Raw genomic sequence first — 20,552 nt, forward strand, 5'->3', positions numbered from 1 at the left:
GTTCCAGCGGCCGGCCGGTACCCGCCGGGCTCCACGCCAGTGGCGGTCAGTACACCGTCAGCCCGTGATCGTGGAACTGGGCACGGACCCGATGCAGCAGCGCCTCGTCCGGCGGCGGCGTGTCCGCCAGCGGAAACGGCAGGCCGAGGGCGGCGTACTTCTGAGCACCCAGCCGGTGGAAGGGCAGCACCTCGACGCGTTCGACGGTGGGCACGCTGGCCGCGATGGACGCGACGGCGTCGACGTTGCACGGGTCGTCGGTGAGACCGGGCACGAGGACGAAACGAACCCAGATCGGCATACCACGGTCGGCCAGGCGGTGCGCGAACCGCACGGTCGGCGTCAGCCGCCCGGTGCGGGTCACCCTCCGGTACGTGGCCGGGTCGCCGGACTTGATGTCGAGCAGGACCAGGTCGGTGGCGTCGAGCAGGGCGTCGTCGGCGCGGTCGCCCAGCAGCCCGCTGGTGTCCAGGGCGGTGTGCAGCCGCATCTCCTTGCAGTGGCGCAGCACCTCGCGGCTGAAGGCGGGCTGTTGCAGTGGTTCGCCGCCGCTGAGGGTGACGCCGCCGTGGGCGACCTTCAGGAAACGTTCGTAGCGGCGGATCTCGGTGAGCAGGTCGTCGACCGAGGTAGGTCGGCCGAAACGGCGGTACTGGGTGTCGGGGCTGTGGCAGTAGAGGCAGCGCAGCGGGCAACCGGCCAGGAACGCGACGAACCGGGTGCCCGGCCCGTCCACTCCGGTGGAGATGTCGAAGGAGTGGAGCGAGCCGGTCACCGGCGTGACGACGACGGCCATCACAGCGATCCGTGGAAGGTCCGGGAGATGACGTCGCGCTGCTGCTCGGCAGTGAGCTTGACGAAGTTCACCGCGTACCCGGATACCCGGATGGTCAGCTGCGGGTACCTCTCCGGGTGGGCCATGGCGTCCTCGAGCGTCGCCCGGTTCAGCACGTTGACGTTCATGTGGAAACCGCCGCCGTCGGTGTAGCCGTCGAGCACTCCGGCGAGGTTGGTGATCCGTTCGTCGCGGGCGTGGCCGAGGCCGTCCGGGGTAACGGTGATCGTCAGCGAGATCCCGTCGCGCGCGCAGCGGTACGGCAGCTTGGCGACTGACAACGCGGCGGCGACCATGCCGTGCGTGTCGCGGCCGTTCATCGGGTTCGCGCCCGGCGCGAACGGCTCACCGGCGCGCCGCCCGTCGGGCGTGTTGCCGGTGTGCGTGCCGTAGACCACGTTCGAGGTGATCGTGAGAACCGAGAGCGAAGGCTCGGCACCCCGGTAGGTGGGTTGCCGTCGGATCTTCGCCATGAATCGTTCGACCAGGTCGACGGCGATCGCGTCCGCGCGGTCGTCGTTGTTGCCGAAGGCGGGGAAGTCCCCGTCCACGGCATAGTCGACGGCCAGACCGGTGTCGTCGCGCAGCACCTTGACGTGGGCGTGCTTGATGGCGCTCAGGCTGTCCACGGCGACCGACAGGCCGGCGATGCCGGTGGCGAGGAAACGGTGCACGGGGTAGTCGTGCAGGGCCATCTCGATGCGCTCGTAGGCGTACTTGTCGTGCATGTAGTGGATGACGTTGAGCGCGTCGACGTAGGTCTCGGCCAGCCAGTCCAGCGTCCGGTCGTACGCGGCCAGGACCTCGTCGTAGTCGAGCACGTCGTCGACGATCGGTTCGGCGACGAAGACCCGCTCGCCGGTCATCTCGTCGCGGCCGCCGTTGATCGCGTACAACAGGGCCTTGGCGAGGTTGGCGCGGGCGCCGAAGAACTGCATGTCCTTACCCACCCGCATGGCCGACACGCAGCAGGCGATGGCGGTGTCGTCGCTGTACGCGGGCCGGATCAGGTCGTCGTTCTCGTACTGGATGGCGCTCGTGTCGATGGAGACCTGGGCGCAGAACCGCTTGAACCCCTCGGGCAGCGCCGGCGACCACAACACGGTCAGGTTCGGCTCCGGGGCCGGGCCCAGGTTGTACAGGGTCTGCAGGTAGCGGAAGCTCGTGCGGGTGACCAGTGGGCGGCCGTCGCAGTCGATCCCCCCGAGCGCCTCGGTCACCCAGGTCGGATCGCCGGAGAACAACTGGTCGTACTCGGGCGTGCGCAGGAACCGGATGATCCGCAGCTTGATGACGAAGTCGTCGACCAGCTCCTGCGCCTCCTGCTCGGTGAGCCGGCCCTCTTCGATGTCGCGCTGCAGGTAGACGTCGACGAACGTGGCGGTCCGGCCCAGCGACATCGCCGCGCCGTTCTGCTCCTTGGTGGCCGCCAGGTAGGCGAAGTACAACCACTGGATCGCCTCGCGGCCGGTGCTCGCCGGGCCGGAGATGTCGCAACCGTACCGACTGGCCATGAATCGCAGCTCCTCCAGCGCCCTAATCTGCTCGGCAAGCTCCTCACGGTCGCGGATCACGTCCTCCGACGACAGCTGACCGTCGAGCGATGCCTTGACCGCCTGGCGCTCGGCGATCAGGCGGTCCACCCCGTACAGCGCGACGCGCCGGTAGTCGCCGATGATCCGGCCCCGGCCGTACGCGTCCGGCAATCCGGTGATGATGTGCGAGCGGCGGGCGGCCAACACGCCGGCCGGGTAGGCGTCGAAGACGCCGTCGTTGTGCGTCTTGCGGTATCGGCTGAAGATCGTCCGCACGGCCGGGTCGAGGGTGAAGCCGTACGCCTGGAGACCGGCCTCCACCATCCGCAGCCCGCCGTTGGGCATGATCGCGCGGCGCAGCGGTGCGCTGGTCTGCAGGCCCACGATGAGCTCGTGGCCCTGGTCGAGGTAGCCCGGCTCGTGCGAGGTGATCGTGGACGGGGTGTGGGCGTCCACGTCGTAGACCCCGCGGCGGCTCTCCTCGACGAACATGCGCTGCAGCTGCTGCCAGATCCGCTCGGTGCGGCGCGTCGGCCCGGTCAGGAACTCCGACCCACCGGAGTACGGCTCGATGTTGTCGTGGATGAACCCGGCGACGTCGATCGTCTCGCGCCAGCCGGTGCCGCGGAACCCGCGCCAGGCTTCGTGGGATGTGGTGGCCATTGCCCCTCCTTCGTCTCCTCCCAGCCTTGCCGAGCGACCACTCGCGGTTCAGGGCCAGAGGTCCCGGACGGGTCGGGACCGTCCGGGACCTCTGGGTGCGGGCGCGATCTTGTCGGCCCTGGATGGGTTGGTCATGGTGGCCCGGCGGCGTACGGGCGGACCACCTCAGCGCTGCTCGACGAGCCGGTGCGCGCGCAACAGGTGCGCCCACCAGGGCCGGTTCGTCGAGGCGGCGCGCAGCGGCGGCCTGCCGGTGCGCTTGAGACTGATCCAGCCGCCGGGACCCATCGTCACCGTGCCGATCGCCGGTCGTCGACGCAGGGCCAGGCCCGCCGCCACCGCGGCGGTGGACACCGTCGCGGTGGCCAGCGCGGCCACCGCGATGGTGGTGGCATCCACGGCCGGCACGAAGCGTCCGTCGATGTAGGCGCCGATCTCCCGATCGCCGCGGCGGACCGGTGTCACCGTCGTCGTCATCGTGACCTCCTACCGGCTGTCCGAGCCGGCCGCCGCGCTCGCGGCGCGACCGGCCTCGAGCCGGGCGATCGGCACCCGGAACGGCGAGCAGGACACGTAGTCCAGGCCGGCGTCGTGGAAGAACCGCACCGAGGCCGGATCGCCGCCGTGCTCGCCGCAGACCCCGACGGTCAGGTCGGGCCGCGTGGCACGGCCGCGCTCGACGGCGGTGCGGACGAGCTCGCCCACACCGTCGCGGTCGATGCTCTCGAACGGTGATACCGCGAAGATGCCCAGCTCGAGGTACCGGCCGAAGAACGCGCCTTCCACGTCGTCGCGGGAGAAACCCCACGTCATCTGGGTCAGGTCGTTGGTGCCGAACGAGAAGAAATCGGCGACGCAGGCGATCTGCCCGGCGGTCAGGGCGGCCCGGGGCACCTCGATCATGGTGCCGATCCGGATCGGCGGCGCACCCGGCACGCTCGCCAGCACCGACTCCGCTTCCGCGCGTACCGTCTCGAGCTCCTGAACCGCTCCGACCAGTGGAACCATGATCTCCGGCTGCGGGTCGCCGCCTGCGGCGACCCGAGCGGCCGCGGCCTCCGCGATCGCGCGGACCTGCATGGCGATCAGCCCCGGGATCACCAGGCCCAGACGTACGCCGCGCAGCCCGAGCATCGGGTTCTGCTCGTGCATCCGCCGCACCGCCGTCAGCAGCGTGCCGTCGTGGCCCGGGTCCACGCCGAGCGCCTCCGCGTGGGCCACCCGGGCGGTCAGCTCCTCCAACGGGGGCAGGAACTCGTGCAGCGGGGGGTCGATGAGCCGCACGGTCACCGGCAGCCCGTCCATCGCGGCGAACAGCTCCTCGAAGTCGGCCCGCTGCAGGGGCAGCAGCGCCTGGAGGGCTCCGGCGCGCGCAACGTCGTCCTCGGCCAGGATCAGCCGCTCGACCAACCGGCGGCGGTCGCCGAGGAACATGTGCTCGGTTCGGCACAAGCCGACCCCGGTGGCGCCGAAGCGGCGGGCTCGGGCGGCGTCGGCGCTGGTGTCGGCGTTGGCGTGCACACCGAGCCGGGCCCGGTGATCGGCGTGGATCATCAGCCGCTGCACCGCGGAGAGCAACGGGTCACCGTCCGCCGCCAGCTCGCCCTCGAAGTACCGCACCACCGCGGAGGGCCGCACGGCGACCGATCCCGGGTAGACCTTTCCGGTGGTCCCGTCGATCGAGATGACGTCACCGGCGTGCAGGGTGCGACCCGCCACGGTGACCGCGTCGCCGTCGATGCGCAGTTCCTCGGCGCCGCAGACACACGTCTTGCCCATGCCTCGGGCGACCACCGCGGCGTGCGACGTCTTGCCGCCGCGCGAGGTCAGGATGCCTTGAGCAGCGATCATGCCCGGCAGGTCGTCGGGATTGGTCTCCCGGCGCACCAGGATGACCGGCTCGGTCGCCGCCACAGCGGCGGCGGAGTCGAAGACGATCGCGCCGACGGCCGCGCCCGGAGAGGCCGGCACGCCGGTGATCAGCGGCGGGGGAGCGGCGGTGCTGTCGAAACTGGGGAACATCAGCTGGGCCAGTTGCTCGCCGGTGACCCGCTGCAGCGCCTCATCCAGGGTGATGCTGCCCTCGTCGACCAACTGGGCGGCGATGACGAACGCGGCGGCTGGCGTGCGCTTGCCGACCCGGGTCTGCAGCATCCACAACGTGCCGTTCTCGATGGTGAACTCGACGTCGCACAGGTCGCGGTAACGCTGCTCGAGCCGCTGCATGATCGACAGCAACTTCCGATGGCTCGCTGGATCGATGGCGGCGAGCTCGGCCAGCGGCACGGTGTTGCGGATCCCGGCGACCACGTCCTCCCCTTGAGCGTTGCGCAGGTAGTCGCCGTAGACGCCGCGCCGGCCGGTGGCCGGGTCCCGGGTGAAGGCGACCCCGGTGCCGGAGTTCGCCCCCCGGTTGCCAAAGACCATCGCCATGACGTTGACCGCGGTGCCCAGGTCCTGCGGGATGCGCTCCTGCCGGCGGTACACGATGGCGCGTTCGGCGTTCCACGAGCGGAACACCGCTCCGATCGCCAGGAACAGCTGTTCGTGCGGCGCCTGCGGAAAGTCCCGGCCGGTGTGCTCGTGGAACACCTTCTTGTACGCGTGTACCAGGTCCTGCAGTTGATTCGTGTCGAGTTCCGGGTCCGTTGCGACGCCCGCGATCGACCTGGCGGCCGTCAGTTCCTCCTCGAAAGCTTCGCCTGGAACGTCGAAAACCGTCTTGCCGAACATCTGGATCAGGCGCCGGTACGAGTCCCAGGCGAACCGCTCATCCGCGCTCTGCCGGCCGAGGCCGACCACACTCGCGTCGTTCAGGCCGATGTCCAGGATTGTCTCCATCATCCCCGGCATCGAGAACTTGGCACCCGAGCGCACCGACAGCAACAGCGGATCCGCGGCGTCGCCGAAGGCCTCGCCCATCCGGTTTTGCATCAGCCGCAGGTGCTGCTCGACCTCGGTGAACAGGCCCGCCGGCATCGTGCCGGTACGCAGGTACGCGCGGCACGCCTCGGTGGTGACGGTGAACCCCGGCGGCACCGGCAGACCCATCAGGGTCATCTCGGCCAGGTTGGCGCCCTTGCCGCCGAGTAGGTCCTTGAGGTCCTTGTTGCCGTCGGTGAAGTCGTAGACGTATCGGGTCATGGCACTTGTCACCCCTTCCCTTTTCCTCCTTTGTAGACCCGTCGAGGTTCTTCGCCGTAGGGCCGGACGACCCCCATCGGCGGGCCGTGGCGAGACGCGCGTGGTGACGTGGTCTTGGGGCCCTGACCTGCGTCCTTCCGGGCATCTACGCCACAGGTGGGAAGCAGGGAGGCGGGTGGCTGACCGCCACCCGCCTCGAGGTATTGCCGCTGCAGCCGGGCCGCGTCGGGAGACGGTGGCGCCAGTCGGCGCCTCCGTCTCGGTGCGGCTCAGCCGCGTGCGGCCCAGTCGCCGAGCGCCCAGTCGTGCACCTCGGGCATGTCCTCCAGGTGCTCCACCACGTACGTCTCGTGGCGGTCGAGCTGACTCTGGCACCACGCCTTGAGGTCCGCGGCGCCGCGGGGGAGTCGCTTGGCGTTGTTGATGGCGTCCATCACGAGGTGGTACCGCGACGCCCTGTTGCGGACCGTCATATCGAACGGGGTGGTGGTCGTGCCCTGCTCAATGAAGCCGCGGACGCGGAACCGGTCCGCGTCCGGGCGGCCGTGCACGAGCTGGTGGATCGCGCCGGGGTAGCCGTGGAAGGAGAACACCACGTCGACGGTGTCGGTGAACAGTTCGGTGAACAGGGTCTCGCTCATGCCGTGTGGGTGGTCCTTGGGTCGGACCAGGGCCATCAGGTCGACGACGTTGACCACGCGGACCTTGAAGCCGGGCAGCCGGTCGCGCAGGATCTGTGCCGCCGCGACCGTCTCCATGGTGACCACGTCGCCGGCGCAGGCGAGGACGATGTCGGGGTCGCTGGTGCCGTCGTCGGTGCCGGCCCAGTCCCAGACGCCCGCGCCGCGGGCGCAGTGCTCGATCGCCTCGTCGATGGAGAGGTACTGCAGCTGCGGCTGCTTGTCGATCACGATCAGGTTGATGTACGACCGCGACCGGAAGCAGTGATCGGCCACCGACAGCAGGGTGTTGGCGTCCGGCGGCAGGTAGACCCGGGCGACGTCGCCGCGTTGGGTGAGCACCACCTGGATCAGGCCGGGCCCCTGGTGGGAGAAGCCGTTGTGGTCGTTGCGCCACGCCGTCGAGGTGAGCAGCACGTTGAGGCTGGGCACCTTCTCGCGCCACGGCAGGTTCTTGGCCTCCTGCAACCACTTGCCGTGCTGCACGGTCTGCGAGGCGCTGACCATGGCGAACGCCTCGTACGTGGCGAACATGCCGTGCCGGCCGGTCAGGTTGTAGCCCTCCAGCCAGCCATGGCAGTTGTGCTCGCTGAGCACCTCCATGACCCGGCCGTGGCGGCTGAGCGCCACATCCTCCGGCGTCACTCGCTCCATGAAGGCGCGGTCGGAGACCTCGAAGATGGCACCGAGTCGGTTGCTGTTGGTCTCGTCGGGGCAGAACAACCGGAACCGGTCGGCGTTGCGGGTGTAGATGTCGCGCATCATCTCGCCCAGCTTGCGCGTCGACTCGGCTCGCTGCTGCGCGGGCCGGGGCACGTCGACCGCGTAGGCACGGAAGTCCGGCAGGTCCAGATCCCGGGTCAGCACCCCGCCGTTGGCATGCGGGCTGGCACTCATCCGCAGGTCACCGTCGGGAGCCTGGTCCCGGATCAACGCCACCGGCGCGCCGGCGGAATCGAACAGCTCCTCCGGACGGTACGACTTGAGCCAGCGCTCCAGCAGTGCCAGGTGCTCCGGGTTGTCCTTGACACCGGACAACGGCACCTGGTGTGACCGCCAGGTCCCGGTGACGGTGATCCCGTCGACGGAGTCCGGTCCGGTCCAGCCCTTCGGTGACCGCAGGATGATCAGCGGCCAGGTCGGGCGGGTACCGTCCCAGGAACCGTCACGGGCGGCGGTCTGGATGTCGCGGATCCTCGTCCAGGCAGCTGCGAGGGCGGCGGCGAAGCGGTGGTGCATGCCGGGTAGGTCGGAGCCCTCGACCTCGATGACGTCGTAGCCGTGGCCACGCAGCAGGTTGCGGACCTCCTCGGGATCCTTTCGCCCCAGCACGGTGGGCCCGGAGATCTTGGCGTCGTTGAGGTGCAGGATCGGCAGGACCGCGCCGTCGCGCTCGGGGTTGAGGAAGGACACGCCCTTCCAGGAGCCCTCGAGGGGCCCGGTCTCGGCCTCACCGTCGCCCACCACCGCGATGGCCAGCAGATCCGGGTTGTCCATGACCGCGCCGAACGCGTGGACCAGGACGTAGCCCAGCTCGCCGCCCTCGTGGATGGAGCCGGGGGTGGTCACCGACACGTGCGACGGGATACCACCCGGGCTGGAGAACTGCCGGAACAGGCGCAGCATCCCGGCCTCGTCCTGGCTGACGTCCGGGTAGACCTCGCTGTAGGTGCCTTCCAGGTAGCCGGCGGCCACCAGCGCCGGGCCGCCGTGACCCGGACCGGCCAGGTAGATCGCCTGCTGACCGGTGTGCCGGATCAACCGGGAGACGTGCGCGTAGATCAGCGACAGACCCGGGCTGGTCCCCCAGTGGCCGAGCAGCCGCGGCTTGATGTGCTCAGCCGACAGGGGCTCGCGCAGCAGCGGGTTGCCCTGCAGGTAGATCTGTCCGATGGTCAGGTAGTTGGCGGCGCGCCACCACGCGTCCAGACGGGCGAGTTCGGTGTCGTCGAGCTCGGCGAGCGTACGAGGTTGGGATACGACCGCGGTCACGGTAATTCCTTCCACAGATCTCGGCTGGTCAGGAGTCACGCTAGACCCAGCCGGGGTCGGCCACCCAGGGCCGGAAGCCGTCCGCCTAAGGACCTTTGGCCCCCCGCGCCGGGACCTCAGGGCACCGCCGCTCTGATCAGGAATACCGGGTACTCCGGCGCTATCACGGTGAACTCAGCGAGTGAGGAATGCCTGTCGATCGGGAAGTGCGGGCGGGCACCCGGTGCCTTGGCGAGATATTCGCGCAGGATGGAGGCTCGTTCCGCCACGTCGACCTCGACCAGCCGGACCGGCTCCCGCCGGCCACGCCGCAGGGTGGCCGCGCCGTCGGCGGCCCGGACGTTGGCCACCCAGTTGGCCCGGCGCCCGAGCATCGAGACCACGTAGCGCTCCCCGTCATGAACGGTCATCACCAACGGGAAGGCCACCGTCCGCCCGCTCCTGCGGCCGACCACTTCCAGAGTCACCCAGGCCGGCGGCGCCAGGAATCCGCTGCTGTGCTGGGCGGCGGCGATCCGGTTGAGCACCCGCGCCAGGCGACCGGGGCGACCGCCCCGGTACATCCGGATGCGCCATGATCGTCGAATTGTCACTTGTCGCTCCTTCGCAGAACCTCCGACAGCGGCCGGCGCGGTGTCACCGCAGCCTGCGGTCCGTACCCGATCCGAATGATCATCTGCGCCCAACGGCCGGCCGCGGTGTCGGTGAGCAGTTCGCGGATCGCCGGAACCTCCACCGGTTGGCTGATGGGTGTGGTGGCCAGCCCCAGCCGGGTGGCCGCCAGCAGGACGTTCTGAAGCGCCTGACCGGCGCGGACCCAGTCGTGCCTGCCATCACCGACCGTCGCGAGCACGGCGATGGTCGGATGTGCCTCGAAGAACTCACTTGTCCGCCATGGTTGCGGGTGGACAAGGCCGAAGTCTCGGATCGGCATCCGTTCGAGGGCGTCCCACGGCCCGATGGCGGCGGCTGGGATGCCGTCGTGGCGGCCGGACGTGGGCCTCGTCCAGTGGCTCAGCTCGGCCCGGTAGCGACCGCTCGTGCGCAGCCGGCGCTCGGCCTGGTGCCCAAGCCCCAGGATGGCGTTGCGGGTGACCGGGCCGGCGATCGTGAGTGCCGCCCCCTGGTCCGCGGCGGCCGCGGTCAGCACCTCGATCGCGTCGGCAGACACCGCCGAGTCGGCGAACGGCCAGCGGTTGGTGTGCCGCCGGGCGATCGCTTTGGCCAACGTCGTCACGGCTTCCGTCGGTGGGGCTTCGCGATCGAGCAGCACCCGGGCCACCAGGTCGGGCGAGTCCGGTTCCGGGAAGAGGACGTGCGTCGTGCGCCAACCCTCTGCCCGCAGAGCCAGCCGCAGGGTGAACAGGGCCGCACCGACACTGATCAGGAGTTCGCGCCCGGACGCGTCCAGCGCGTCAAGTTGGCGGCTGCGGTCCGCGTACACCCGCACTTCCCGGCCGGTGACCCGGAAAAGCCATGGCTGGCTGTTGTGCAGCGAAGGGGCGAGCGTCGCCGCCGCCACGCACCGGGCGAGCACGTTCATGACGCGCCTTCCGCGCGCTGCTTGATACCCAGCAGCATCCGGCGCTCCATGACCAGACTCCCCGGCTCCATCACCAGGCGGTACGCGATCCGAGCCGGCCCGGGACTGCCCGCCAGGGCGATCCGGTTGCGGCTGATCAGCCGGGTGCCCGCCCCGTCAGGGCGCAGGTGGAAGGCCCAGACCCAGGTGCCATCGGCGGACCGGAACACCAGCGTCCGCTCCGGGTCGAGGACCTCGACCCGGATGGCGGGCCCGCTCTTGCCGAGCGGTAGTTCGTCGCCGGCGGCGAGGTGCTGGAACTGCGGCAGGATCTCGTCGGCGCTGTGCATGTCGAGCCCGAACAGGTTCTCGATCCAGTCGTAGGTGTAGGCGCCACCGCGACCGCTGCCCATCTGCACGAGCCAGGGCCAGACCGCCTCGGGTGGCGCGCCGATGGTGACCGCCCGGGTGGAGACGATGTCCGGGTCGGCGAGGAGTTCGTCGCCGGGCAGCGTGGCCGCCACCTCGCCCGTCGTGGCTCCCCACGTGAGCCACCGCCCGGGCCGTTGGAGCACTGTTCCCTTCATGACCTCTCCTTCCTGAGCGAAAGTGGCACTCCCGGCTTACTCAGCCGGCGGTCGCCGATCCGTAGTACGCGGCGCGCATCAGGTCCTGCATGTCGGCGAGCATCGGCATTCGGGGATTGGCCGGCGCGCACTGGTCCTCGTACGCGTTGAGCGCCTGCTGCGGCAGCGCCGCGAGGAAGGCCCGTTCGTCCGCGCCGACGGCCGCGAACGAGGGTTCGATGCCGACCTCGTCGCGCAGCCTCTCGATCGCTGTGGCCAGAGCTTCGACCGCTTCGGCGTCGGTCGCCGCGGGCAGCCCGAGGGTGCGGGCGATGTCCGCGAAGCGTTGCGGCGCCCGGTAGCTTTCGTACTTGGGCCAGCCGGTGAGCTTGCTCGGCACGGCCCCGTTGTAGCGGATGACGTGTGGGAGCAGGATCGCGTTGGTGCGTCCGTGTGCGACGTGGAAGGTCGCGCCCAGGGTGTGCGACATGGCGTGCACGATGCCGAGGAAGGCGCTGCCGAACGCCATGCCGGCGATCGTCCCGGCGTTGTGCATCTTCTCGCGGGCCTGCGGGTCGGCGGCGCCGTGGTGTACGGCCCGGGCGAGGTTGCCGAAGATGAGCCGGATGGCGTGCAGGGCCAGACCGTCGGTGAAGTCGCTGGCGTAGACCGACACGTACGACTCGATCGCATGGGTGAGCGCGTCGAAGCCGCTGTCCGCGGTGACCACCGCCGGCAGGTCGGCGGCCAGCACCGGGTCGACGATCGCCACACTCGGCGTGAGGGCGTAGTCGGCGAGCGGGTACTTCTTGCCGGACGCGGTGTCGGTGATGACGGCGAACGGGGTGACCTCGGCCCCGGTGCCGGAGGTGGTCGGGACGCAGACGAGTTGGGCCAGGGTGCCGAGGGTGGGGAACTTGAAGGCGCGTTTGCGGATGTCGAAGAACTTCTCCCGCAGATCGGCGAAGACCACCTCGGGGTGCTCGTAGCGCAGCCACATCACCTTGGCGGCGTCCATCGCCGAACCGCCGCCGAGCGCGATGATGGTGTCCGGCCGAAACGAGCGCATCAACTCGGCGCCGCGGTCGACGGTGCGCACGCTGGGCTCCGGTTCGACGTCGTCGATGATCTGCAAGGCCACCTGCTCGCGGCGGCGGTGCAGCACGGACAGCACGCGGTCCACGTACCCCAGCTTGGTCATGGTGTGGTCGGTGACCACCGTGACCCGGTGCACGTCGGGCATGTCGGCGAGGTAACGGATCGCGTTCGGCTCGAAGTAGATCTTCGGCGGAACCTTGAACCACTGCAGATTGTTCGTACGCCGGGCAACCCGCTTGATGTTGATCAGATCGACCGCGGTGACGTTGTGCGACACCGAGTTGTGGCCGTAGCTGCCGCAGCCCAGCGTCAGTGACGGCAGGAAGGCGTTGTACATGTCGCCGATGCCGCCCTGCGAGGCCGGTGCGTTCCAGATGATCCGGACGGCCTTGACCCGACGGCCGTACGCCTCGGCCAGATCCGCGTCCTGCGTGTGGATGACGGCGCTGTGGCCCAGACCGTCGAACTCGACCATCTGCTCGGCGTACGCGAAGGCCTGGTCGTGACCGGTGGCCGACAGCAGGGCGAGCACCGGGCAGAGCTTCTCCCGGGTCAGCGGCTCACCCGGGCCGACCCGATCGACCGGGGCCAGGATGATCGAGGTGTCCGGGGCGACCGGGAAACCGGCGTGTTCGGCGATCCAGGTCGCCGACTGCCCGACCACGTCCGGGTTGAGTTTTCCGCTGCCGAAGAGCAGCGTCTCCAGCAGCGACTTCTCCTCCGGCGTCGCGACGTGGGCGTGCAGTCGCCGGAACTCGGCAAGGGCGGCGGGCCGGATCGCGTCGTCGATGATGACGGCCTGCTCGGAGGCGCAGATCATGCCGTTGTCGAACGACTTGGACAGCACCACGTCGTTGACCGCGCGGGCCACGTCGGCCGAAGCCTCAAGGTACGCCGGGACGTTGCCGGCGCCGACGCCGAGCGCCGGCTTGCCCGTGGAGTAGGCGGCTCGAACCATGGCGTTACCGCCGGTCGCCAGGACCACCGAGACACCGGGATGCTGCATCAACTCGTTCGTCGCGGCCACCGACGGCTCCTCGATCCACTGGACGCAGTGCTCCGGCGCACCGGCGGCGACGGCCGCGTCGCGGACCGTGCGGGCGGCCTCCCGGCTACAGCGGTGCGCCGCCGGATGGAAGGCGAAGATCACCGGGTTGCGGGTCTTGAGGGCCAGCAGAGCCTTGAAGATGGTGGTCGAGGTCGGGTTGGTCACCGGCGTCACCGCGGCCACCACCCCGACCGGCTCGGCGATCTGGGTGATCCCCGCGATGTCGTCCTGGGCGATCACCCCGACGGTACGGATGTCGGCCATGTGGTTGGTGACGTGCTCGCAGGCGAAGATGTTCTTCACCGCCTTGTCCTCGAACACACCGCGGCCAGTCTCCTCGACCGCCAGCATCGCGAGTGCGGCGTGCCGGCTGAGCGCGGCCACCGACGCCTTCTTCACGATCTCGTCGACCTGTGTCTGGTCGTAGGAGTCGTAGTCGGCCAACGCCTTGAGACCGTTCTCAACCAAGGTCTCGATCATGCTTCTGCCCTCCGTCGGTCCGTCCTCTCGAACGTAGGTCTCCGTCGATCGGTAGCGGCACGGCCGATGGGCCCGCGAGGACAGGACCACCGGCCCGCGCCCGTACCGGGCGGCCGTCCGTTGGGTTTACAGCAGCACCAGCTTCGCCAAGCCGGCGGTGACCACCGGGCGGGCCTCGACGGACACCTTCGCCGGATTCGCGCCGCTGTTCGTACCTGGTTCGTCGGCGCTCAGCTCGTCGGCCTGTCGGCGGTCACGGTCATCGGTGTCGGTGACGCTGCGCGCTGGTGGCCATCGCTGCAGGCGGCTGGACCGCTGGAGACGGCTGGACCGCCCCGGCCGGCCGGGGCGGTCCAGCGTTCACGGCCAGGGTTCAGGCCTGCGGGATTTCCCGGACCACCGCCACCGTGCACGGCGACCGGTGCAGCAGGTGCTGGCTGACCGAGCCGAGCAGCATCCCGCGGAGAGCGCCGCGCCCACGGCTGCCGACCACCACCAGTTGCGCTCCGGCGGCCGCCTCGGTGAGCGCGTCGGCCGGATGCTCGGCCAGATATGTCGCGGTCGCCTGCACGTCCGGGTGCTTCTGGTGCCATTCGGCCAGTAGCTCGCCGACGGCGTCGCTCTGCTGCCGGATGATCTGCTCCACCACGCTCGGGCGTTCCTCGACCAGGCCGGCGGCGAAGGTGCCGCCTCGGATGACCCGCAGCGGGACACCGCGGGCGGCGGCCTGCTCGATGGCGAACTCGAGCGCGAGCCGGGCGCAGTCGGAGTCGTCCACACCGACTACCACGGGGGCATCCGGCGCAGGCGCGCCGCGTACCACCACGACCGGGCAGTGGGCGTGGGCGCTGACCGCCACGGTCAGCGACCCCAGCGCGGCGATCGCGTGGTGGCCACGGCTGCCGAGCACGACGACGCTCGCCTCGGCGGACCGGTCGATCAGCGTCAGCGCGGCGGGTGCGTGCACGATGGAGATCGTGGTGCGCACGTCGGGGTGGCTCAGCTTCGCGTCGCCCACCGCCTCCTCAAGGCCGGCGCGCAGGGAGCGCTCCGCTTCGCCGTCCGGCCAGACCTCCGCCGCTGGGATCATCGACGCCGCGGGCACCCAGGTGGGCCACTCCCAGGCGTAGAAGAACTCCACCGGGGCGCCGGTGCGGGCGGCTTCGTCCAGCGCCCAGGACGCGGCGGCCCTTGCCTCGGTCGACCGGTCGTAACCGACGATGATCTTCTTGGTGGTCATGACGTGACTCCTTTCTCGGTACGGCCGGCCGCGCTCGATCCGCGCGGCACGGGCGCGGTGCGTGGGTGGCGACCCGCTGGCTCACCGAGCCCGGCCACAGGCTGGCGAACCCGCCGTGCCTCCGGTTGCCGAGCACCACCAGTGCCGCGTTTCGCGGCAACATCGAGCGTCCAGCCGCATGCCGTGCCGCCGGTTGCGGCGATGATCTCCGTAGCCCTCATGGCGGGCTCCTCCCACGTTCTGCTTCGATCCTCGGAGTGCCCCCACCCAAGGGGCAGAGCGTGAGGTCCCGTCACCGCAGGTCTTCCGGCCCTCGCCGGCCTGGCTGGTGTGGGACGATCCGGCCTCGCGGGAGCTGGCCACATCGGAACCGGGCAGCCCGTCGCGGACGCACTCCTCGCTCACCAACCTGAGCGGCGTGTGTCGCTTCCGGCTGTGCCGAACGGCGGTTCTCCGTGGGCCGACAGGCCCCGGCCGGTGCCAGCACGTGGCCTCTCACCCTCCGCCTGGACGACAGGGGGGCCGCCGCTGGTGTCAAGCCGCACGGCAGGGTAGGAAGGACGCATGATCCGTGTCTTTCTGCTCGACGACCACGAGGTCGTCCGTCGCGGCCTGATTGACCTGCTGCAGGCCGCCGGTGACATCCAGGTGGTCGGCGAGTCCGGTCTGGCGCAGGAGGCGACCCGGCGGATCCCAGCGCTGCGCCCCGACGTCGCGGTGCTCGACGCCCGACTGCCGGATGGCAACGGCATCGACGTGTGCCGCGACGTGCGGGCTGTCGATTCGACGATCAAAGGGCTGATCCTGACCTCGTACGAGGACGACGAGGCATTGTTCGCGGCGATCATGGCCGGCGCCGCAGGATACGTGCTCAAGCAGATCAAGGGCACCGACCTGGTCGACGCGGTACGCCGGGTGGCGGCCGGCCAGTCACTGCTCGACCCCGCAGTCACCCAGCGAGTCCTGGAGCGCATTCGCAACGGCGTCGAGCAGCCGCGCGAACTCGCCGGTCTGACCGACCAGGAACGCCGGATCCTGGAATATGTGGCCGAGGGCCTGACCAACCGGGAGATCGCTGGCCGGATGTTCCTCGCCGAGAAGACCGTCAAGAACTACGTGTCCAGCCTGCTCGCCAAACTCGGTCTGGAACGCCGCACCCAGGCTGCGGTGCTGGCCACCAAGCTGCTCGGCGAGCGCCCACACTGACCCGGAGGGCAGCCGAAGACAGTGGTGGTGTCAGTCGCCGACCGCTGCGGTGTCGCAGACAGCGTGCAGCCGCCGGCGTAGCATTTCGCGGTGCGGCAATCGACCCAACGGCTCCTGGTCGCGGCACCGGTCGGTCGCGAATTGCCTGCCGGGGCTGGCGAAATCCGACTTCGGTTGCTAGCGCCCTCGCAGGCCTTGGCGACCGGCTGCACCCCCTTCGATTAATCCCGAAAACGTCGGCATTCGAAGCTGGCAGGGCCGCCAGCGCCTCGGCCCGCTGCAACACGTCGATTTATTGGGGCGATATTGACACGCACGGCTTCGAGATCCTCAACCGGATCCGGGAGATTTCCCCACGAAGCGTGATTTCTCTTCGCGTTTCGAGCGATCCCCGTCCCGTCGGGCGGGGATTTTCGCTTCCAGGAGATGGTCCTCTCGGACGTAGAGGGTCTTCTGTCGTCTCGATGAGGTGGGCCGGGTGCTGGTGTTGCCGTGGCGGCATCGGATTGAAGCCTACCTCTTTAGGGAGGGCATCACGGACGGTTCCAGACCTGCCGGACCCACCGTCATGCCGCGCTCGGAGGTGGATGGTTGCTCCGGCGACGAGGGTGACGAGAACGTTCTGGTCGCGTTCTCGCTGAAGAGGGCGACGAACTTGTCAGACCTGGGTTGGCCGTACGCGGCGCGGAGAGACCACCCGCTTCGTGACCGACTTCCTCTTACCCGACGCATAGGCCCCGCGGGACCCCCGTCGTCATCAGCGTAGATCGTCGTCATCTGACAGATGTCTCGACGCGGCGCGGCACCAAGACTGCAGGTAGTTCCATCGATGCGTGTTCGCACGCGCGATTACGCCTGCCGGAGGTCTGCCATGCCGACGACACACTCAGCATCCGCCCCACCGGGTCCGGCGAAGAAGCCGATTCTCCGGTGGCCACGGCGCCCCCGACAGCCGAGGCCAGCGATCGCCCTGCTCGTCCTGACCCTGGTCGCGACGACCGCGACAGCTGTCGCCGGTCCGGCCACGCCGGCCTTCGCCAACGACCACTACAGCAGCATCGGGTCCGCCGCCGAGGCGAACCGGGACTGGATGTCACGGGTGTCGGACGACGCCAGCCTGGCCGATCTGTCGATTCCCGGCACCCACGACACTCTCGCCCTCTGCGGGCACTCGGCGAGCCAGAACGGCAGCGACTGCGAGTACATCTCGACCAGCCTCACCCAGACGCAGGAACGCCTCGGGTACAGCGCCGAGACCCTGGCCACCCAGCTGAGTGCTGGTATCCGGTCGATCGACATCCGGGTCCGGGTGGACCAAGGGGACGCGGGGCTGACGTTCACCGTCCACCACGGGGTCTACTACCAGTGGGCCAACTTCACCGACGTCCTCACGAAGATCGAGACCTTCCTGCGGGCGAACCCGACCGAGACGGTGCTCCTGAATCTCAAGGCCGAGTGCCTGGCCGACGGAACGAGTTGTGCCGACGCCGAGGGCTACGGCAACACCGAATGGCGGCGGAAGGTGTTCGACTCGTACCTGACCGGGCGCTACCACACCGGCAACGGCGACGAGACGAGACAGGGTAAGGCCTGGGACAGCCTGTTCTGGAGCGACTCGGTCGACGGTGTCGAGCAGACGACCACGCCGACCCTCGGCGCCGTCCGCGGAAAGATCGTCCTGCTCGGCTTTCGTGGACCGGCCGGAGGTATCTACGGGGGTTACGGGATCGGGCAGCTCTACCCCGCTGGCGGCTCCTACGACGCCTACGTGCAGGACGACTACGACGTCCCCCAGATCAGCGACATCGACGACAAGTGGGAGAGGGTCCGAACGCAGTTGCGCAAGACCAACGGGGTGTGGGACGCCAACCGTGGCGAGCAGACTCGGCACGATCACGAGCCGGGCGCGTTGTACATGAACTTCACCAGCGGTACGGGTGGCCTGGCCCATCCGTACACGGTCGCCGGCGGTACCCCGGGGGCGACCGGGGTCAACGAGTTCCTCATCCAGTGCCTGCGGGGCGGCAACGACCGGTGCCCGGAGTTCTATCCGAACCGGGCGGGCAACTTCGGCGGACGAGAAACCATGGACCGCCTCGGCATCATGATGATGGACTTCCCGGGCGGGAAGTTGATCGACGAGATCGTCGCTCGCAACCCCGCCGGCCGGGCCGGTGGCAGCCGCAACGGCGGCGCCGGCGACCCGATGGAGGAGCATGCCGGCGGTGACAACGGCGGCACCCGCCCGGTGGTGCCGACCGACCACGCGCAGTGCCGCCCGGACGGCATGATCCCGACCGCCGGTACCGCCACCCCCTACTGCCGCGTGTACCAGGGCGACGGCCGGGAGTGGCTCGGCCAGGGCCGGAGCCGTCGGGTGATCGGCTACTTCAACGGCAGCCGTACCGGAGCCGACGGCAAGCCCTCCTACCTGGTCAAGAACATGCCGTGGTCCAAGCTCACCCACATCAACTACGCCTTCGCCCGAGTCGAGAACAACCGGATCTCGGTCGGCGCGGATGGCCCGAACAACCCGGCAACCGGCATGACCTGGAACGTTCCCGGCACCGAGATGGATCAGAGCCTGCCGTACCGGGGGCATTTCAACCTGCTGACCACCTACAAGCGTCAGCACCCCCGGGTGAAGACGCTGATCTCGGTGGGCGGCTGGGCGGAGAGCCGTGGCTTCTACGGCATGACCACCAACGCCGACGGTACGACCAACCAGGCCGGAATCAACACCTTCTCCGACTCGGTCGTCGACTTCCTCGGCCGGTACGGCTTCGACGGAGTCGACATCGACTTCGAGTACCCGACCGTGCTGGACGACACCGGCAACCCGAACGACTGGAACGATGCCCGGTCCCGCCGCAAGGGACTGCCGACCTCGTACACGGCCCTGATGAAGACGCTGCGGGAGAAGCTGGACCGGGCATCCGCCACCAATGGTCGCTACTACCTGCTCACCTCTGCCACGTCGGCCTCCGGCTATCTCGTGCGGGGGATGGAGAACCAGAAGGCGCTGCGCTACCAGGACTACACCAACCTGATGGCGTACGACTACCACGGCTCCTGGAACGAGGTGGTCGGTCCGAACGCCGCCCTACACGACGACGGCAAGGACCCGGAGCTGAGCGACCTGTACTCCACGCCGGAATATCAGAAGATCGGCTATTTCAACACCGACTGGGCCTTCCACCACCTGCGCGGCGCGATGCAGGCCGGGCGGATCAACATCGGCATCCCGTACTACACCCGGGGTTGGCGCAACGTCACAGGTGGCAGCAACGGTATGTGGGGCAGGTCCGTCGGCAGCAACTGTCAGCCGGGTACCGGCCTGGTCCGTCCGTGCGGCGGCGGCGCGCTCGGCATCGACAACATCTGGCACGACCTCGACGCCAACGGTCAGGAGGTCGGCGCCGGGGTCAACCCGATGTGGCACGCCAAGAACCTGGAACGCGACCTCACCCCCCGCTACGCGAAGTCGGTCGGCCTCACGCCGGACAGCGACCCGAACGACCGGCGCACCGGCACGTACGACCGGTACTGGGACGCGACGACCCGGACCGCGTGGCTGTGGAACCCGGAGAAGAAGACCTACCTCTCCATCCAGGACACCGAGGGTCTGGACCAGGTCGTCGACTACGTCAACCGCAAGGGCGCGGGTGGTGTGATGATGTGGGAACTCTCCGGTGACTACGAGTGCCCGGCCGAGGCGACCCCGGACAACCCCTGCGTGATGGGCTACACCCTGACCAACCGGCTGCACGAGCGGCTCCAGGGCGCCGCCGCGTACGGCGACAGCCGCGGCGCCGGCAGTTCGGTGCAGCGTCCGGCACTGGCCCTCGACGTGGCAGTCGACCTGATCCGCTACCCGACCGACACGGCGAGTCTGTGGCCGCTGACCCCGACCGTCCGGATCAGCAACAACACCGGGGTGACCATCGGTGGCGGCAGGGACAACGTCATCTCCTTCGACCTGCCGACCTCGACACCCCCGCTGGTCAAGGACGGCAACTGGCAGACCGGCGCCCAGGGCGGCCGGTGGAAGGTGCAGGCCGGGCACACCGGCCCGAATGTCGGCACCGGGCTCTCCGGCGCCTTCCACCGGGTCGGCCTCACCCTGGACTACTGCCAGATCATCCCGGCCGGGCAGAGCCTGGACGTGCCGATCATCTACTACATCCCGGCGACCGGGCCGGTGAACACCACCGTCAAGCTGGGCGGCACCACGTTCGCCTCGGTGCCGGAGCAGAACCGGGGTGCCGCGAAGGTGATCCCGGCGACCGGCGGATGCTCGGCACCGGCCTGGGACGCCGGCAAAATCTACAACCCGGCGACCCAGTCGGTGGAGAACATCAGCGTCAAGTACGCCGGCAAGGTCTGGCAGGCCAAGTGGTGGACCCAGGGCAACGTGCCCGGCACCGGGGCCAACTCGGACCTGGAGCCCTGGCGGCTCATCGGTCCGGCCAGCTAGCGGCAGTGTGAGGAACACCCGTCCGGGCCCGGCGAGGCCCGGACGGGTGGCACCGTCCGGTAACGC

At 69.5% G+C, this 20,552-nt stretch carries 13 protein-coding genes and 2 pseudogenes; 4 read left to right on the forward strand and 11 right to left on the reverse strand.

From position 1 onward, the window contains the following. Positions 1 to 46 precede the first annotated feature (46 nt). The 9 genes from pflA to adhE form a co-directional block, all read right to left on the reverse strand. Positions 47 to 796, reverse strand: coding sequence for a pyruvate formate-lyase-activating protein (gene pflA, locus AB0B14_RS27635; RefSeq protein ID WP_357524948.1), 750 nt, complete (start codon positions 794 to 796; stop codon positions 47 to 49). Next, positions 796 to 3,033 carry a formate C-acetyltransferase gene (gene pflB / locus AB0B14_RS27640; RefSeq protein ID WP_357524950.1) on the reverse strand — a complete coding sequence of 746 codons (2,238 nt, stop codon included), beginning with the start codon at positions 3,031 to 3,033 and terminating at the stop codon, positions 796 to 798. The genes pflA and pflB overlap by 1 nt, the downstream gene beginning before the upstream one ends. Before the next feature lie 165 nt (positions 3,034 to 3,198). Further along, positions 3,199 to 3,510, reverse strand: a complete 312-nt coding sequence (locus AB0B14_RS27645; protein ID WP_357524952.1) for a hypothetical protein — start codon at positions 3,508 to 3,510, stop codon at positions 3,199 to 3,201. A 9-nt stretch (positions 3,511 to 3,519) separates the two neighbouring features. Continuing rightward, complete coding sequence (gene ppdK, locus AB0B14_RS27650; RefSeq protein ID WP_357524954.1) at positions 3,520 to 6,177, reverse strand: pyruvate, phosphate dikinase; 2,658 nt, start codon at positions 6,175 to 6,177, stop codon at positions 3,520 to 3,522. Positions 6,178 to 6,446: 269 nt separating this feature from the next. Further along, a complete protein-coding gene (locus AB0B14_RS27655) occupies positions 6,447 to 8,849 on the reverse strand; it encodes a phosphoketolase family protein (protein ID WP_357524956.1) in 2,403 nt (800 codons plus the stop codon). A 116-nt stretch (positions 8,850 to 8,965) separates the two neighbouring features. Continuing rightward, complete coding sequence (locus tag AB0B14_RS27660; RefSeq protein WP_357524958.1) at positions 8,966 to 9,442, reverse strand: nitroreductase/quinone reductase family protein; 477 nt, start codon at positions 9,440 to 9,442, stop codon at positions 8,966 to 8,968. Next, positions 9,439 to 10,392: a nitroreductase family protein gene (locus tag AB0B14_RS27665; protein ID WP_357077413.1), complete on the reverse strand. Its 954-nt coding sequence runs from the start codon at positions 10,390 to 10,392 to the stop codon at positions 9,439 to 9,441. The genes AB0B14_RS27660 and AB0B14_RS27665 overlap by 4 nt, the downstream gene beginning before the upstream one ends. After that, the gene (locus AB0B14_RS27670) at positions 10,389 to 10,958 is read right to left on the reverse strand and encodes an SRPBCC family protein (protein ID WP_357077411.1); all 570 of its coding nucleotides are present in this window, start codon (positions 10,956 to 10,958) and stop codon (positions 10,389 to 10,391) included. Before AB0B14_RS27670 ends, AB0B14_RS27665 begins: the two co-directional genes overlap by 4 nt. A gap of 40 nt (positions 10,959 to 10,998) precedes the next feature. Continuing rightward, a complete protein-coding gene (adhE, locus tag AB0B14_RS27675) occupies positions 10,999 to 13,563 on the reverse strand; it encodes a bifunctional acetaldehyde-CoA/alcohol dehydrogenase (RefSeq protein ID WP_357524960.1) in 2,565 nt (854 codons plus the stop codon). A gap of 130 nt (positions 13,564 to 13,693) precedes the next feature. Here adhE and AB0B14_RS27680 point away from each other — a divergent pair. Further along, positions 13,694 to 13,836: pseudogene (locus AB0B14_RS27680) on the forward strand (aquaporin family protein); the annotation flags it as partial. 100 nt (positions 13,837 to 13,936) lie between these two features. Here AB0B14_RS27680 and AB0B14_RS27685 read toward each other — a convergent pair. Beyond that, on the reverse strand, positions 13,937 to 14,803 hold the full coding sequence (locus tag AB0B14_RS27685) for a universal stress protein (protein WP_357524962.1): 867 nt from the start codon (positions 14,801 to 14,803) through the stop codon (positions 13,937 to 13,939). A gap of 61 nt (positions 14,804 to 14,864) precedes the next feature. Continuing rightward, positions 14,865 to 14,966: pseudogene (locus tag AB0B14_RS27690) on the reverse strand (universal stress protein); the annotation flags it as partial. A 401-nt stretch (positions 14,967 to 15,367) separates the two neighbouring features. Here AB0B14_RS27690 and AB0B14_RS27695 point away from each other — a divergent pair. The 3 genes from AB0B14_RS27695 to AB0B14_RS27705 all read left to right on the forward strand — a co-directional run bounded on the left by AB0B14_RS27695 (position 15,368) and on the right by AB0B14_RS27705 (position 20,486). Then, positions 15,368 to 16,009, forward strand: a complete 642-nt coding sequence (locus AB0B14_RS27695) for a response regulator transcription factor (RefSeq protein ID WP_357077401.1) — start codon at positions 15,368 to 15,370, stop codon at positions 16,007 to 16,009. A gap of 224 nt (positions 16,010 to 16,233) precedes the next feature. Continuing rightward, the gene (locus AB0B14_RS27700; RefSeq protein WP_357525067.1) at positions 16,234 to 16,650 is read left to right on the forward strand and encodes a Wadjet anti-phage system protein JetD domain-containing protein; all 417 of its coding nucleotides are present in this window, start codon (positions 16,234 to 16,236) and stop codon (positions 16,648 to 16,650) included. Positions 16,651 to 16,880: 230 nt separating this feature from the next. Next, positions 16,881 to 20,486, forward strand: coding sequence for a phosphatidylinositol-specific phospholipase C domain-containing protein (locus AB0B14_RS27705; protein WP_357524964.1), 3,606 nt, complete (start codon positions 16,881 to 16,883; stop codon positions 20,484 to 20,486). Positions 20,487 to 20,552: the final 66 nt, after the last annotated feature.

Source organism: Micromonospora sp. NPDC049171 (assembly GCF_040648275.1).
Taxonomy (GTDB): Bacteria; Actinomycetota; Actinomycetes; order Mycobacteriales; family Micromonosporaceae; genus Micromonospora.